The following is a 15,524-nucleotide window of genomic DNA, read 5'->3' as shown; positions in this document are numbered from 1 at the left end:
AAGTTTCCAGTTCTATTAACAAAAGGTTCAGCTCCTTTTAGTCTATAACCTGTTATTTCCCACAACAAACTTTATATTTTTTACCACTTCCGCAAGGGCATGGATCATTTCTTCCTATCTTTTCTTTAACTACCACAGGTTTCTTTTTAACTTCCTCATCTCCATGACTTGTAGAGATAGGTTCTGCTACTCTTTCTCTTTCTATATTTTCTGCTCTTTGTAGGTGATAAAGATTTTTAAGAGTATCTTCCTGAATACTATTTATCATTTCTTCAAACATATCAAATCCTTCTGTTTGATATGCACGAACAGGGTCCTGTTGTCCCATAGCTCTTAAACCTATACCTTGTTTTAATTGATCCATAGCATCTATATGATCCATCCACTTAGTATCAACCATTCTAAGAAGAATAACTCTTTCAAGTTCTCTTAAAGCTTCTTCTCCTACTTCTTCTTCTTTTTGTTCATACAGTAGTCTAGCCTTTTCTTTTAATGTATCAACTAAGCTTTCTTTAGTTAAACTTTCTACATTCTCTATATTAAGTTCACCCATTGGTATTACATTATTTATATAGTTTTCAAGTCCAGCAAAATCCCATTCCTCAGGATATTTTTCATCTTTAGTATATATATCTATTCCACTTTGTAAGAAGCCCTCAACCATACTCATTACATGCTCTTTTAGGTTTTCACCTTCTAAAACTCTTCTTCTCTCAGCATATATAACTTCTCTTTGTTTGTTCATAACGTCGTCATATTGAAGTACATGCTTTCTTATACTAAAGTTATTACCCTCTATTTTCTTTTGAGCATTTTCTATAGATTTAGATAACATTCTATGTTCTAATGCTTCATCATCTGGCATTCCAAGTGACTCTATCATACTTTTTACTCTATCTCCACCGAATAGTCTCATAAGATCATCTTCAAGAGATACAAAGAATCTTGATGAACCTGGATCTCCTTGACGACCAGAACGACCTCTTAACTGATTATCTATACGTCTAGATTCATGTCTTTCTGTACCAATTATGTGAAGTCCACCAGCTTCTATTACTTTTTTATTTTCTTCATCAGTTTGTACTTTAACTTTTTCTAACGTTTCTCTATATACTTTTCTTGCTTCTAATATTTCTTCATCTTCTGTGTCTACAAAGCTATCTACTTCTGTTATTAATTCTTCACTGTATCCTTTTTTTCTCATCTCTACTTTAGCTACAAATTCAGGATTACCACCTAAAACTATATCAGTACCACGACCAGCCATATTAGTAGCTATAGTAACTCCACCAAATCTACCAGCTTGAGCTACTATTTCTGCCTCTCTATCATGTTGCTTAGCATTTAAAACTTCATGCTTTACATTAACTCTTTTTAAAAGTTTGCTTAAAACTTCTGACATCTCTATAGAAATAGTACCTACTAAAACTGGTTGACCTTTCTCATTTTTTTCTTTTATGTCATTAACTACTGCGTTTAATTTAGCTTCTAAAGTTTTATAAACTGCATCTGGATTATCTTCTCTTATAATTGGTTTGTTAGTTGGAATCTCTATAACATCAACATTATATATTTCTCTAAACTCGGCCTCTTCTGTTTTTGCAGTACCAGTCATACCAGATAGCTTTTTATACATTCTAAAGTAGTTTTGGAATGTGATAGTAGCCAAAGTTTTAGATTCTCTATTTACTTCTAATCCCTCTTTAGCTTCTATAGCTTGGTGTAATCCCTCACTATATCTTCTACCATGCATAAGTCTACCTGTAAATTCATCAACTATAAGGATTTCTCCGTCTTTAACTACATAGTCTATATCTCTTTTCATTGTGTTTTGTGCTTTTAAAGCTTGATTTATATGATGTAAAATTTCCATATTTGTAGGGTCTGAAAGATTCTCTACTGAGAAATATTTTTCTGCCTTCTCTACACCAACTTCAGTAAGTGTTACTGTTTTTGCTTTTTCATCTATAACAAAATCTACTGTTTCTACTACATATTCACGATCAAACATATCTTTCTTTTCATTTGGATCCATTGATCTACCTTTTAGAGTCTTAACAAAATGGTCTGCAATACTATAAAGTTTGGTAGATTTATCCCCCATTCCTGAGATTATAAGAGGCGTTCTCGCTTCATCTACTAAGATACTGTCTACCTCATCAACTATACAATAGTTTAAGTCTCTCTGAACCATCTCATGTTTATATATGACCATATTGTCTCTTAGATAATCAAAGCCAAATTCATTATTAGTACCATAAGTTATATCTGCACCGTATGCTATTCTTCTTTCCGAACTGTCCATGCTATTTAGTATGCAACCTACAGAAAGTCCTAAAAACTCATAGACTTTTCCCATCTGCTCTTTATCTCTCTCCGCTAAGTAATCATTTACAGTTACAACATGTACACCTTTTCCTGAAAGTGCATTTAAATATACTGGTAATGTAGCCATAAGCGTTTTACCTTCACCTGTTTTCATCTCTGCTATTCTTCCTTGGTGAAGAACTATACCAGCTATTAACTGCACTCTGTAATGTTTCATTCCAAGTACTCTGTAAGCTGCTTCTCTCATAACCGCGAAAGCTTCTGGTAATATATCGTCTAGACAACATTCACTTCCTGACAGCCTTTCCCTAAACTCGTCAGTCTTTCCCCTAAGTTGCTCATCTGATAGTTTTTGCATCTCACTATCTAAGCTTTCTATTTTGTTTACTATAGGCTCTATTCTTTTTATTTCTCTATCACTGTGGCTTCCAAATATCTTTTCTAAGAATGTTTTCAATTTTCCCCACCTCATAACATTTTATCATTACTCTATTTTATCATTAATGTTTTTGAGTTACAAGTGCTGGGAAAATACTTCAAATGTGCATAAAATTTTTAACTTTATGTTTTAAATATTCCTCTTTAATATGATATATATCAACTATTTATACATGAAATATCACATAAAAATATCGGATATAAGCTTTTACACTTATATCCGATATTTCACACACTATATTTTAAATTTATTAAAAGGGTTAATAGGGCTTTTTTAAGTTTAATACTGTGGCTCTATTAGGCCATAGTTTCCATCTTTTCTTTTGTATACTACTTTTACTTCATCTGTCTGTCCATCTATATATACGAAAAAGTTATGTCTAAGTAACTCCATTTGAAGAATAGCTTCTTCTTCATCCATTGGTTTTATTGTAAACTTTTTAGTTTTTACTATTTTTGACTCTTCATCTTCATTATATGGAAGTACTTGGATGTTTTCAAATCTTATAGTCTCTCCAGCTTTAGTTCTTCTTTGTAATTTAGTTTTATGCTTTCTCACTTGTCTTTCTAATACATCTATAACTTTATCTATAGAAGCATACATGTCTGGAGTTGCTTCTTCTGCTCTTAACATTGCACCTGAAAAAGGAATCGTAGCCTCAACTATTTGTCTTCCTTTCTGAACACTTAATGTAACATTCACTGGAATCTCCTTGTGGAAATATTTATCTAATCTTTCGAATTTTTCATCTATAACAACCTTTAAGGCATCAGTTACTTCCATTTGTTTTCCACTAATAGTTAGTTTCATATAATACATCCCCTCTCAATGTGTTTGGTGACTTTACCATTTGTTAATAAAAATTTAACTTTATCTTAATTATATGATACCCCGTGATTTCTATTACTAACATTTTTTTTGAACTATTTTTTATAAGCCTCTAGACATGATAAAGAGTAAAAAAATAGTCTAAAGTATATTCTTCTACCCTAGACCACACGCGCCATTCTATCTTGCTGCTTTAAGCTTCGCTATATCGCTCCAATTATCAGCAGTATTTATTTCAATTCTTGATATAGTTGACTTAATATTCTTAAGTTCTTCTTTTACTTCTTCTCTAAATTCTGTTAAATCAGCAGTTTGATTTATAACACAATTCAATTTACTTATTATTTCTTCTTGTCCTTCTTCTAAGCTCTTCTGTCTTGTCTCTAAGTTCTTCTGTCCTACTTCCAAGCTCCCCTGCCTTGTTTCAAGACTCTTCTGTCCCTCTTCTAAATTCTTTTGTCTTGTTTCAAGATTTTTTTGTCCTTCTTCCAGGTTCTTTTGTCTTGCTTCAAGACTTTTCTGCCCATCTTCTAAGTTTCTCTGTCTTGTTTCAAGACTTTTTTGTCCTATCTCTAAGTTTTCTAGTTTCTCTATTACTATTCTTTGAAACTCTTCATTAGTCACAGTAATCACCTCGCTAACTAAAATATTTTCTAGTTCTATTACAACCAGTATATACTAAAATTTAGTACTAAACAATAATAAAATACAATAGATATGTATTGAGCACCTATATCACTTACAACATATTTAGATTTTAATATCTTAGTTTCTCTAATTTGATAGCATAATTCCAGAAGATTTATCACAAATCTTTTCATAAAAAACTTCATTCTCTTTTACTCTCTACTTATCTACATATTTATCCTCAACTGTTGATATTATATTATCTGAATTTATACTTTTTCAAAAATCTTCTCAATTTTTGTTGCATTTCTATAAACTTATGTTATACATTAAAACACCAAAATATAATATCTTTTGTCAAATTACTTTCATAGTTGGATTACCTGAGATGTTTATTCTAAATATAATATGTCGAAATAACATTGGCTATTTGTTTTATTATTCGTTCATATGAATATAATTACAATAGTTTGTCCACATAGCTGTGAAGTGTATATGTGGATAGTATATGCTCATTTCTGTGGATAATGTTAATAACTCTGTGGACAATTGTATAATGGACAAGTATTCATGTGGAAATATTGTGTATACATTTTGGACAAGTTGTTTATAATGTTACTCATTGCACTATGTAATTATAGTTATTCAAAAAAGCACTGTCAGCATTATTAGAGTTAACCTCAATAATTGACAGTGCTTTTCTTTATTATATTTCTTTAATTGTCTAATAATTTAATATTGAATGTTAAAAATACTTTATTCTCTACTTAAGAATCTTGATCTATAAATAGTGTTCCACCTTGTGCAGTAAATGATGCATAAGGATCACTATTACTATAGCCTTTCATAGCTCTTTGACCTTGTCTAACTTCTTTTAATTTTCCACCCATATCTTCTATAGCTCTATTTAGATTTTTATTGTTTTCATCGTCTACTAACTTTATATTGTTCAGTAAAGCTTGAATAATTTTTAACTTTTCTGTTAAAATATCATCTTCTAATAGTTTGTTTAAGCTTTTTTCTTTATATATACTGTCTATTTCATCTATATTCCGTATCAAAATATCTTTTTTATCTAAAAGAGATGATAATCTTTCAACATCTTCATCTGTTATAGCTTGTTTTTGCTGACTTGTTATAGACAAAATTTCCTCTAAATAATTTAGTTTCTTATCTACCAACATCATTAGTTCATTTAAAATATTTTTTTCCATATTATCTCGCACCCTGAGCAAACTTCTGTCTCTTTACTTCTTCTATAACAAGCTTCCAAGTATCTCTCATTTCTTCTATTATAGGAAGGATTTCTTCTATTATCTTAATATCTTTTTGTATATTCGCATCTATTAATTTCTCTAGTATAAATGTGTATAATGTTCTTAGATTTTCTGATATAGGATAATTCATATTTAATGATCCATTTAATTCTCGAATTATATCTTGAGATCTAACTATAGCTTCATTAGTTCTTTCTATATTTTTTGCTTCCATCTCTATTTTAGCTATATTTACAAATTTTATAGCACCATTGTAAAGCATAAGAGTGAGTTCTTCTGGTGAAGCTGTTGTTACTGAATTTTGTTTATATTGATTATAAGGATTATTTATAGCCATATTCAATTACTCATCCTTTCATTTACATATCTTATTAAGTGTTAATTTCACCCACCTAGCTGTTGTGCTAACCATGAGCTTTGAGAATTCATCTGCTGCATAGCTTTTTCCATTGCAGTAAATCTTGAATAATAAGACATCTCTCTTCTATATAAAATTGTATTTAAATCATCTATTCTTTTTTCAAGTTTAAGTACTTCATCCTCTAAGTAACCTACACTACCCTTTTTAGATAGATTATTAGTACCAGTAACAAAATCTATTAGTAAATTGCTTTTTACCTGTCTAAAAAGATCAGGTTCACTACCTGTTCCTGCTCTATCAACTAAATCTTTTATTCCAAGAGTCAAGTTATCAAATATTCTAGTAACTATACCACTATTAGCTCTTTTCTCTTTAAGTTGAGTTTCAGATAATTTAGTATCGTCACTATAGAAATATTCGTCACTTTCCTTAAATAACATTTCCATAACACCATCTGCATCTCTATCTATTGCTGCTCTTAGTGCCTCTTCATTAAGCTCTAGCTTTCCACCTGTTGATCCAGACGAGTATTTCTGTGTGGATATACCTATATCAGTTAGTAGCTTAAATACACCACTACTTGTTTCCACCTTTTCGTATATATCGCTCCTCATGCCAGATAGTGTATTATTTAATGTATTATCATTGCGTAGAATTCCATTTCTAGCTTTCTTTTCCCATAGTTCTATATCCTTCTCAGTCATAGCTTCTTTTTCTTCAGAAGTAAGGGGTTTATAATTCCTGTCAACCTTTTCAACTAAAAGAGATCCTGCTTTTTCTATTATTTTATTGTATTCATCTATAAAGTTTTTAACTTTTTCTACTATAGTGTCTGCATCTGTAGTTACATTTACAGAAAATTGACCTTTATCTTTTATGTTGAAAACAACACCGTTTATTTCAAAGTTATTGGACTGTTTTTCTATGTTATCTACTCCATTATAACTCAGTTTTGCATTTATACCCTTATATATCCCAGTATTTAATACTAGAGATCCTTCTAGCTTTCTTGGTATTTCCTCACCATTAACATTATCATATATAAGTTCATTATTTGAATCATACTCATAGCTTTTTACATTTAAATTAAGAGCATTGAAAAAAGTCTCTGCTGGTTTTCCCGCTTCAGCTTCTATACTCAAACTAGCATCTGATCCTGTAGATGTAGTTTGCATAAAAAACCTATCTATTCCACTATCATAGCTAGTTTTCATTCCTAGTCCAGATAATACAGTTCCTTTATCATCCTTTATGCTTGCACTATTTATAGTACTTACTATATCACTTAATTTTAACTCGTCTAAAGACTTGTTTATGTGTATGGTATCTACTCCATTCACTTTTCCATCTTCAAGTCCGTCTATAGTTGTCTCTCCAAATACAAATCTAACTGTACCTTTATCAGTAGTTATTTTAAAGTCTATAACATCGTTAGACTCTAAACCAAACTGTTCTTTAACATTACCTGTAAGTTTTTTACCATCTTTAACTTTTGATATGTCACTCTTACTTACAGCAGAAATGCCTTCAGCTATTCGTTCGACATTTATATCATGTTTTCCTGTTATTGTTCCTAGCTTAGCACTTGCAGTAGCTATATTCTCATTTGAAGACATAGCTTTCTTATGCCAACTAATTCCACTAGATCTTACTCCACTGTATCCAAAATCTTTTCTAGCATTTAGTATAAAGTTTGCAAAACTTTTATTCAAAGAATTGTATATCTCTGTTTTCCATAATAATGTCTGTTTTTGCTGTTCTACTCTATCTACTTTTACTCTTTCAGCTTTCATAAGCTCTTTTACCATACTATCTGTATCAATACCAGATGCAAGCCCTGATAATCTCAAAGCCATATCGATCACCTCTTCCTATATTTTTTTATCCATCAGTAATCCTAGCGTTTCTTTTCTTTTAGCAACAATATCTAACACTTTTTCTGGTGGTATTTCTCTTATAACTTCATCCGTATTCACATCTATGACTTTCACCATTATTTGTTTTGTTTTCTCATGTATCGATATATCTAATCTTCTGTCGTACATAAGCATTTGCTTATTAGATTTGTTTAGTATAGACTCTATCTGTTCTATATTTATATCTTTTTCTTTATTTCTTTCTATGCTATCTCTAAGTTGTAAATCTATTTCTTTATCAGTACTATCTGCTATAACACTTATATCTCCTACAGAGTGTTGTGATTGTTCGTAAGTCACTGAGTTTGAAATATTCATATCCCATCCCTCCTTTAAGCTCTGTTTTATGTAATTTATATCGGCATAATAATACTTTTTTTAAGCTAAACTATATTTTTATTTGCTATAACTTTCTAAAAAATGATCTATTATATCTTCAAAAGATATAACCCCTACAACTTTCTTATCTTCTAACACTGGCATAGCAACTATATTATTTTCTCTTAGTCTTCTAGCAACCTCATCTATATATTCTTCCGATTCACAAGTTATGGGACTCTTACTCATAACCCAGTCTACTGGACAATCTGCTATATGTCCTGGTTCTATCATAAATCTATATATATCTGCTTTAACAATCATTCCTATCAAACTATTTTCTTTATCTATTACTGGAGCTCCGTTTATGTTATTTTTACTCATTATATATAAAATGTCTCCTATAGTATCATTAGCACTAACTGTAATAGCCGGTTTAGTCATAATATCTTTTATTAGCATATTCCTTCCTCCCTAGTTCTATATTTAAATTCAGTTATTTATATGCATATAATATCGTCAGATCATATTAAAGCTTAAATTTATTTATAAAAATAAACTCAGTAAAGCAATTACTGAGTCTCTTTATCCGCTTATATTACCAATCATCCGTAATACTTGTATGAAATTTACCTCTTCCTTTTAGTATCCTACTTATAATTTTAAGATACTCACCTGACTCTATATCTTCAGGCTTAATATTGCTTTCAGTATAGCTCAATCCACCTTCTTCTACAAATCTATTAAGTGTTTTTAGTGATACTCCTGTTTTATCTATAATCTCTAGCACTATTGCATCTGGATTTTTCTTCAGGTACTCTAGTATTAAATTATATTCTTTTTCATTCTTATCGTAACATTTATCACAGTATCCTACCTTATTTCCATCAAAAATACGATTGCACCTCTTGCATACCTGTCGGCTCATAAAAATCACTCCCTATTATATGCTGTAGACATTATATGTAATATATAACCTTATATTATCTCCTTAAACTTCTAGGGACAAATTTATTTCTTATTTTTGCTCTTTCTTTTTTATTAAATTTATCTATTTCTTTATTTATTTCTTCTTCTCTTAAATTTAAAGATATATTTTCATTAAAAACCTCACTATAAGTTGCTCCACCTTCTGCTAAAAATATGTTCACATCTTTTAGTTTGACTCCAGTATTGTTAACTATTTCCAAAATAGATGAGTTTGGAAATTCTTCTAAGTACTCTTTTATCTTACTATGAGAAACGTTTAGCTTTTCATCACACTCATCGCAATAACTTTTTCCATTTTCACTAAAAAACCTTTGGCATTTTTTGCAAATCTTATATGCCATATTATTCATCTCCCATTCGTCTTATAGATTAGTATACAAACATTATACCATTTAATATAATCTGTAAGACAAAACAAGTCTAGAATTTATTTAGTCTAGACTATTATCGTTTATTTATTTCTATAGCTTAATATCTATACTTCCTCCAATATGAGGATTTACTGATTGTTCCATCATTTTAGTATTAATATCCATCATTTGCGTTAAATCTGATGTCTGTATCTTAACTGAATCCATAGCCATTTTCATTATCGAAAGATTAGCCTGTTGAGCTATCTTTATTTGGCTTAATCCTATTGATAATGCTGCTATATCCATAATATCAGCTCCATTCTATATGATTAATAAAGATTCTAATTTTTCATTCATTTTCTTAAATATAGGAACTATTTTTTGTGATAATAAATCTCCAATGTTTGTAATATTATTATTTTTCATAGCTTGTTCAATTTCTATTAGAAGGTCATTTAATGAGCGTACTTCTTTAACATATTCATTCCAAATTTCATAGCTAGAAATTATATTATTAAGATCCTCAAGACTGTCTATATTTTGATATGACTCTAAAAGCCAACCTACACCTTCGAATAAATCTCCTATCTCGTGCCAGTCCTCTTCTCTAGGTTCTGTATGAAATCTTTCTGATAACTTGTTTAAAGATGGTATAGCTCTATCTATATAATCCTTTGTAGTAACTATATTATCTTGTATAAGCTCTTTCAATGTTAGCACTATTACTTTTATTTCACTTATATTCTTGATATTATCTTCTATATAATATTCAAATTCATCATATATATCTTTACCATCTATTATCATATAGCTAAAATTATAATCTTTTTCATTTTCATACAATGCTTCATTTATCATATTAAAGATTGTCTCTATAGATTCTAGTTTGTTTTCAAGTACTACTTCTTTATCTAGTATATAAATTTTCATTTTATTCCTCCAATTAACATAACTTTTTGTATTAATAATATCGACAAAATTACGGATTTATTTATCTTTTCCATTTACTTTTAGCAAGTAGTATGATGTTTAATTTTTATTTCTCCTATTTACTTTTATGCAAATATCCTATCTTCATGTCTATTTTTTGTACATTTCATAGTAATCTTCTTACACTATTAACTATGCTTAAGTTCACTATATATACTTATATAATTAGCATTCAAGCATAATTATGAATTTCTTTTTTTAGTAATTTTTTTGTTAAATTCTTTTCGGTATTCACTAGGTAATTTACCTATAAAATTAGCTAATGATATAATTGTCATTACTAAGCCTGAAACAACTTCAAGTATAGCTATACTAGATAGCACTTGATACTGACTTTTAGCCATACTAGCCACAAGCTCATAGTTCAAGGTAGTCAAGCAAAGAAAACTAGATTCAATATAATACTTATATCTTGATATGTCCTTACAATTTGATAACTTTAATATAGCAACTATCATAATAACATACCAAAAGATAATTTCTATATAGTTATATAATAATAAAATCACAGTGCGAGTAGGTGACTTTATTCTATAGTCTTTGTTCCTTAATTTGCTCCGATATCTATCAAATAGATTTACATTAATTTGATAAACAATAATTTCAAAAACACGCAGGAATGCATAAAAAAATGCTAATGATAATATTACTTTATTGTTGATAAACTTAACAATAAGATATGACATTATTATAGAAAGTAATATGTTGCTAATAACCCATGAGTCTACAAAGTTATGCATATCTTTTATTTTTCTGTTTCTTCTAAGTAAGGTGAATAAGGATATTTTTCCCAAGTAGTAAAACAACCTTTCATTTAAATCAACTATTAAGCCTTCACTTCTAGAATGTTGACGATTCTTTAAAAAATCCTTCATAATGAGTTTACTCCTTAAAATAAAACAACTATATTTATAAAATAGCTACATAATCTAAACTTAAATAAAAGTATTTCTCTTCAAAGCATAAAAATATTTATAGATATAAGTAAAAAATAATATAATAAAAAACAGTTAAGAATTTAAATGCATATTACTCTAAAGATAATAATCATATACGAACTCACAAAAGCATAAGTTCGATATTTTAAGATAGTTCTATATTCTCACATATGAAATATAACTTACTTTTGTAAGCTGTGTAGCTACTGAGAATATACTATTTTTCGTTTAGAGTAATCTACTTTAATTATATCTATATTCTTACAGCTATAATTTTTCATATACTTAATTTAAATATTAAAGTTTCTTTCTTAATTTTTTACTAGTATTGACATGTAAGCTAAACTATCATATCCATTGTCTTTTAATAATTTTATAATGCCTTGTATATAAGCACTATTGTGAAGAACTACTTTCGAAAAAGACTGTATAAGCTTTATAGTTATATCGTCATTTAACCCATCATTGTATCCTGCCATTCCTATTAGATGTAGCTTTACCATACTATATAGCACACATAAGAATATATATGAATCCCATATAGACTTATAACTTCCAAAAGGCATTAATTCTTTAAAATACTCATTTACTAAGTAATTTTCTAAAATATATTCTTTCTCTTCTAAATATGAAGCCAAATATTTACTATAATTTTCATCATATTTTTGTATCACTTTTTTTAGGTCTTCTCCTTCTATATATCCTATACCTAATAAAGTTTCTTTTAAACACTCTAGATATCTATTACTCATTATTCCCTGAACTACTTTTCTATCTGTTAATTCTTTTGCTAATCTCATCTGTATTTGAGTATTTGTAGGAATCTTTTCTAGCTCCTTCTTTAAACTCCCCGATTCTATAATTTCGTTCATCTTTGTCAAAAAATCAGGTATATCTTTTGATAAATTACTTGTTGATAATTCTTCTAGCTTTTTATATACCATGCCTAAAATTATAAGTCTTTCTCCTAAGTTATAATCCCTATTTTGTAATAGTGAAAGACCAAATAATCTAATTTCCCAAAAATATCTTTGAGGTCTATTTAAGTATAGATGCCCTTCAGTATCAAAAACATTATGTATCTTTATTCTTATATCTGCATCTTCTTCTATTTGTTCAAAACCTATTCCATCTAGATTTAATAATACTAATCTTGCTATTTCTGGACATGACACAGTGGAACTTCTTTCAAATTTTCCATCTACTTTATTCAGGTAACGTGGATATAGTGCACAAGTATTTGATAAGTAGTCCTCTCCTAGTTTACTATGTATATAACACAAACTTTGTTCATCTAGAAATGGACATTTCCCATCTGACTTCATCCTTATTTTTCCATGAGAAATATCATTTTTTTCATTATGCTTTCTATTTACCATTTTATCAAATATAGATTTTAAATCTTTATCTTGAACTTTCTTATACTTTAAATAAGTTTCTTTATCTAAATCTACTCTCCAACCTATGCAACAGCTATCCTCACATTCTTGTCCAATGCAACTAAATGACTTCATATACTCTGGTTGTAGTACATTTCTTTTTTTATATGACATAGGATTTTTTCCTCCCTCAAACTTTCTGTATCTTTGATATCGACATATTTATATAAATTGTTTAATAAAAAAGCCAGAGGAAAAATCCCCTGACTTTCTATCTTTATATATAAAGATTCAATTATCTTAATAATTGAAGTACTCCTTGTGGAGCTTGGTTTGCTTGCGCAAGCATTGCTTGAGCAGCTTGCTGTAGTATGTTTTGTTTTGTTAAATTCATCATTTCTTTAGCCATATCTACGTCTCTAATTCTTGATTCTGCAGCTTGTAAGTTTTCTGCTGAAGTATCTAAGTTTTTGATAGTATGCTCTAATCTATTTTGAACAGCTCCAAGCTTAGATCTTTCTGCTGAAACTTTTTCTATAGCATTGTTGATAACTGTTACAGATGCTGCTGCTGCTTTATGGCTTGATACGTCTAGTGAATATTCTGCAGCTGTATTGTCAGTTCCGTCAGTAACAGATTTATCACTAGCAAAACCTGCTCCAGCTTTTGCTGAAGATATTCCAAGAGCTACAGATCTCATATCATTTATGTCTAATGACATTGCTTGATTTTCGTTAGCTCCAACTTGGAATGTAAGTGAACGATCTTCTGTATCAGCTGGTGTAGTTACTGTTGGTTCACTCACTACATCTTTAGTTTCAGTTTTAAGTTCAAATGATCCATTAACAGTAGCTGCGTTAGTTGCACCTGCAACAGCATTAAATGTGAAAGAAATTCCATTTTCATTATAGTTTAAAGTCTCTCCTGCAGCTAGTGAAAATTCTGTTTTAGAAACTTGAGTCCCTGCACCGTCATATGAAGTTGCTGTGAATTTTCCTGCTGCCTCATCCCAAGCTATATCAAGTTTAGCAACATCTTGAAGTGCAGCAGCTTCTGTTACAGTTATTGATGACATGCTTGAAGTAGTTGTATCAGGATCAGTTACTGTTAAAGCCACCTTTTGAGCAACAGAAGTATGTGTTCCTGTTGCATCAGCACCAATAGTATTTAAATCTAATGTAAATGAATCTGTGTTTGCCCAATTTGCAACATCTTCTGCAGTGAAAGAGAATTCAACTCCTTGGTTTTTATATGAATATGTTGAAGTAGAAGCATCAAACACCATTTTTTCGGCATCAATTTTTAAAGTTTTACCACTTCCATCTTTTCCATCAAAGTCAACTGTAAAGTCATCACCTGAACGTGACACAACTATTTTATTTGTACCAGTTGCGTCAAGTGTAGACCAGTCAAATCCATTGTCTCCATTACCACTAATTTTTACATCAAATTTTGATTGTGAAGTATCATTACTCCATGCAACTGGCTCATCTCCAACTAGAACTGTTTGATCTACAGCTTTTGTTACTGAAACAGTTTTTCCAGGTGTAGTTACTGCAGCATTTACTTCATAATCTTTTGATCTGCTACCATCTACTAGTTTCATTGTATTGAACTCTGTAGTATTTCCGATTCTGTTGATTTCTGAAGTTAATTGGTTGATCTCTTTTTGGATTTCTCCTCTATCTTGAGTTACGTTAGTATCGTTCGCTGCTTGAACTGCAAGCTCTCTCATTCTTTGAAGGATTGCGTGAGTTTCGTTTAATGCACCTTCTGCTGTTTGGATAAGAGATATACCGTCTTGAGAGTTTTTAGAAGCCATGTTTAAACCTCTGATTTGTCCTCTCATTTTTTCAGAGATCGCTAATCCTGCTGCGTCATCTCCAGCTCTGTTGATTTTAAATCCTGAAGATAATTTCTCCATTGATTTCGATTGATTTGTACCTGTTATACCCATTTGTCTATGAGTATTCATAGCTAATAAGTTGTTATTAATTCTCATTGTAATTTCCTCCTTGAATTTTATTTTGAAGGCTTCCTTGCCTTCTTAATATACTTATCGGTGTTTTAAAAAGTATCTTTAATATATTTTTAATTTTTTTGAAAATCTCCTTAAATATATTTAAGTTTACATTCTTATTACTTATAGCTTCTTTATTTTCTTTTTGTATTGCTTCATAAACTTCACGTCTATGTATATCTACATCCTTAGGTGCTTCTATTCCAATTCTTACTTTTCCATCCTGTATATCAGCTATAGTTATTTCTATATTTCCATTTATTATTATGCTTTCACCTTTTTTTCTACTCAATATAAGCATATACTTAGTCTCCTATTCTTTGTTCATTTCTTCTAGTATATAGTGCTTCGTAGTATATATATTTTCATTAAGTATTACTTGTTTACCTATCATATTTTTAGTGTTTATTATGATAGGTGCTTGTAAGTTCGCTGTCATTTTTGTATAATCTTCTGGCACTACTACTATTGAGTATACTAATATATCGCTTTTGTCCCGTATTTCTAGTCTTTCTATAGCTGATTTAGGTATATCAAATTCATAGTCTTCCTTAAATAAAAAAGGATTTACTATAATAAATGAAAGCTCTGGCTCATCTACTGATTGTAATTTATGAAATGGATTTTCGCTGTCTTCATTTAGTTCTATTATATAGTTTTTATATTCAACAAATCCCGGTATTCCGTCTATAAACTTTATTTTTTTATCCTCAATAGCTTCCTGTTCATCATCAATCTTTGCTATAGCATTCATTTTATT

17 protein-coding genes are annotated in these 15,524 nt (G+C 29.7%); all 17 read right to left on the bottom strand.

Translation table 11 applies throughout. The annotated features are described in order from the left end of the window. Nucleotides 1–52: 52 nt before the first annotated feature. The 17 genes from secA to fliW all read right to left on the bottom strand — a co-directional run bounded on the left by secA (nucleotide 53) and on the right by fliW (nucleotide 15,518). The gene (gene secA / locus CURI_RS01300; RefSeq protein WP_041701355.1) at nucleotides 53–2,800 is read right to left on the bottom strand and encodes a preprotein translocase subunit SecA; all 2,748 of its coding nucleotides are present in this window, start codon (nucleotides 2,798–2,800) and stop codon (nucleotides 53–55) included. Nucleotides 2,801–3,046: 246 nt separating this feature from the next. Next, the gene (hpf, locus tag CURI_RS01295; protein WP_014966477.1) at nucleotides 3,047–3,577 is read right to left on the bottom strand and encodes a ribosome hibernation-promoting factor, HPF/YfiA family; all 531 of its coding nucleotides are present in this window, start codon (nucleotides 3,575–3,577) and stop codon (nucleotides 3,047–3,049) included. Between the two features lie 198 nt (nucleotides 3,578–3,775). Continuing rightward, nucleotides 3,776–4,219: a hypothetical protein gene (locus CURI_RS15515; protein ID WP_014966476.1), complete on the bottom strand. Its 444-nt coding sequence runs from the start codon at nucleotides 4,217–4,219 to the stop codon at nucleotides 3,776–3,778. Between the two features lie 770 nt (nucleotides 4,220–4,989). Beyond that, nucleotides 4,990–5,436 (bottom strand): flagellar export chaperone FlgN, encoded by a 447-nt coding sequence (gene flgN / locus CURI_RS01285; RefSeq protein ID WP_014966475.1) that lies wholly within the window; start codon nucleotides 5,434–5,436, stop codon nucleotides 4,990–4,992. 1 nt (nucleotide 5,437) lies between these two features. Further along, nucleotides 5,438–5,836 (bottom strand): flagellar export chaperone FliS, encoded by a 399-nt coding sequence (gene fliS, locus CURI_RS01280; protein WP_014966474.1) that lies wholly within the window; start codon nucleotides 5,834–5,836, stop codon nucleotides 5,438–5,440. Nucleotides 5,837–5,883: 47 nt separating this feature from the next. Continuing rightward, nucleotides 5,884–7,716, bottom strand: coding sequence for a flagellar filament capping protein FliD (gene fliD / locus CURI_RS01275; RefSeq protein WP_014966473.1), 1,833 nt, complete (start codon nucleotides 7,714–7,716; stop codon nucleotides 5,884–5,886). 15 nt (nucleotides 7,717–7,731) lie between these two features. After that, the gene (locus CURI_RS14875; protein ID WP_014966472.1) at nucleotides 7,732–8,094 is read right to left on the bottom strand and encodes a flagellar protein FlaG; all 363 of its coding nucleotides are present in this window, start codon (nucleotides 8,092–8,094) and stop codon (nucleotides 7,732–7,734) included. A 78-nt stretch (nucleotides 8,095–8,172) separates the two neighbouring features. After that, nucleotides 8,173–8,556: a CBS domain-containing protein gene (locus CURI_RS01265; RefSeq protein ID WP_014966471.1), complete on the bottom strand. Its 384-nt coding sequence runs from the start codon at nucleotides 8,554–8,556 to the stop codon at nucleotides 8,173–8,175. A gap of 136 nt (nucleotides 8,557–8,692) precedes the next feature. Further along, nucleotides 8,693–9,022: a flagellar protein gene (locus CURI_RS01260; protein WP_014966470.1), complete on the bottom strand. Its 330-nt coding sequence runs from the start codon at nucleotides 9,020–9,022 to the stop codon at nucleotides 8,693–8,695. 55 nt (nucleotides 9,023–9,077) lie between these two features. Next, the gene (locus CURI_RS01255) at nucleotides 9,078–9,425 is read right to left on the bottom strand and encodes a flagellar protein (protein ID WP_014966469.1); all 348 of its coding nucleotides are present in this window, start codon (nucleotides 9,423–9,425) and stop codon (nucleotides 9,078–9,080) included. Nucleotides 9,426–9,545: 120 nt separating this feature from the next. Next, nucleotides 9,546–9,743: a YjfB family protein gene (locus CURI_RS01250; RefSeq protein ID WP_014966468.1), complete on the bottom strand. Its 198-nt coding sequence runs from the start codon at nucleotides 9,741–9,743 to the stop codon at nucleotides 9,546–9,548. 15 nt (nucleotides 9,744–9,758) lie between these two features. After that, nucleotides 9,759–10,367: a hypothetical protein gene (locus tag CURI_RS01245; RefSeq protein WP_014966467.1), complete on the bottom strand. Its 609-nt coding sequence runs from the start codon at nucleotides 10,365–10,367 to the stop codon at nucleotides 9,759–9,761. Between the two features lie 242 nt (nucleotides 10,368–10,609). Then, nucleotides 10,610–11,302 (bottom strand): hypothetical protein, encoded by a 693-nt coding sequence (locus CURI_RS14870; protein ID WP_014966466.1) that lies wholly within the window; start codon nucleotides 11,300–11,302, stop codon nucleotides 10,610–10,612. Between the two features lie 374 nt (nucleotides 11,303–11,676). After that, nucleotides 11,677–12,918, bottom strand: coding sequence for a flagellin lysine-N-methylase (gene fliB / locus CURI_RS01235; protein WP_014966465.1), 1,242 nt, complete (start codon nucleotides 12,916–12,918; stop codon nucleotides 11,677–11,679). Between the two features lie 121 nt (nucleotides 12,919–13,039). Next, nucleotides 13,040–14,746, bottom strand: a complete 1,707-nt coding sequence (locus tag CURI_RS16435) for a flagellin N-terminal helical domain-containing protein (RefSeq protein ID WP_014966464.1) — start codon at nucleotides 14,744–14,746, stop codon at nucleotides 13,040–13,042. Beyond that, nucleotides 14,736–15,065: a carbon storage regulator CsrA gene (gene csrA / locus CURI_RS01225; RefSeq protein ID WP_014966463.1), complete on the bottom strand. Its 330-nt coding sequence runs from the start codon at nucleotides 15,063–15,065 to the stop codon at nucleotides 14,736–14,738. The genes CURI_RS16435 and csrA overlap by 11 nt, the downstream gene beginning before the upstream one ends. A 12-nt stretch (nucleotides 15,066–15,077) precedes the next feature. Beyond that, on the bottom strand, nucleotides 15,078–15,518 hold the full coding sequence (gene fliW, locus CURI_RS01220) for a flagellar assembly protein FliW (protein WP_051003930.1): 441 nt from the start codon (nucleotides 15,516–15,518) through the stop codon (nucleotides 15,078–15,080). Between the last annotated feature and the right edge of the window lie 6 nt (nucleotides 15,519–15,524).

Source organism: Gottschalkia acidurici 9a, assembly GCF_000299355.1.
GTDB lineage: Bacteria > Bacillota > Clostridia > Tissierellales > Gottschalkiaceae > Gottschalkia > Gottschalkia acidurici.
The sequence above is the reverse complement of the archived record's forward strand: the minus strand, read 5'-3'. Positions and strand labels throughout refer to the sequence as shown.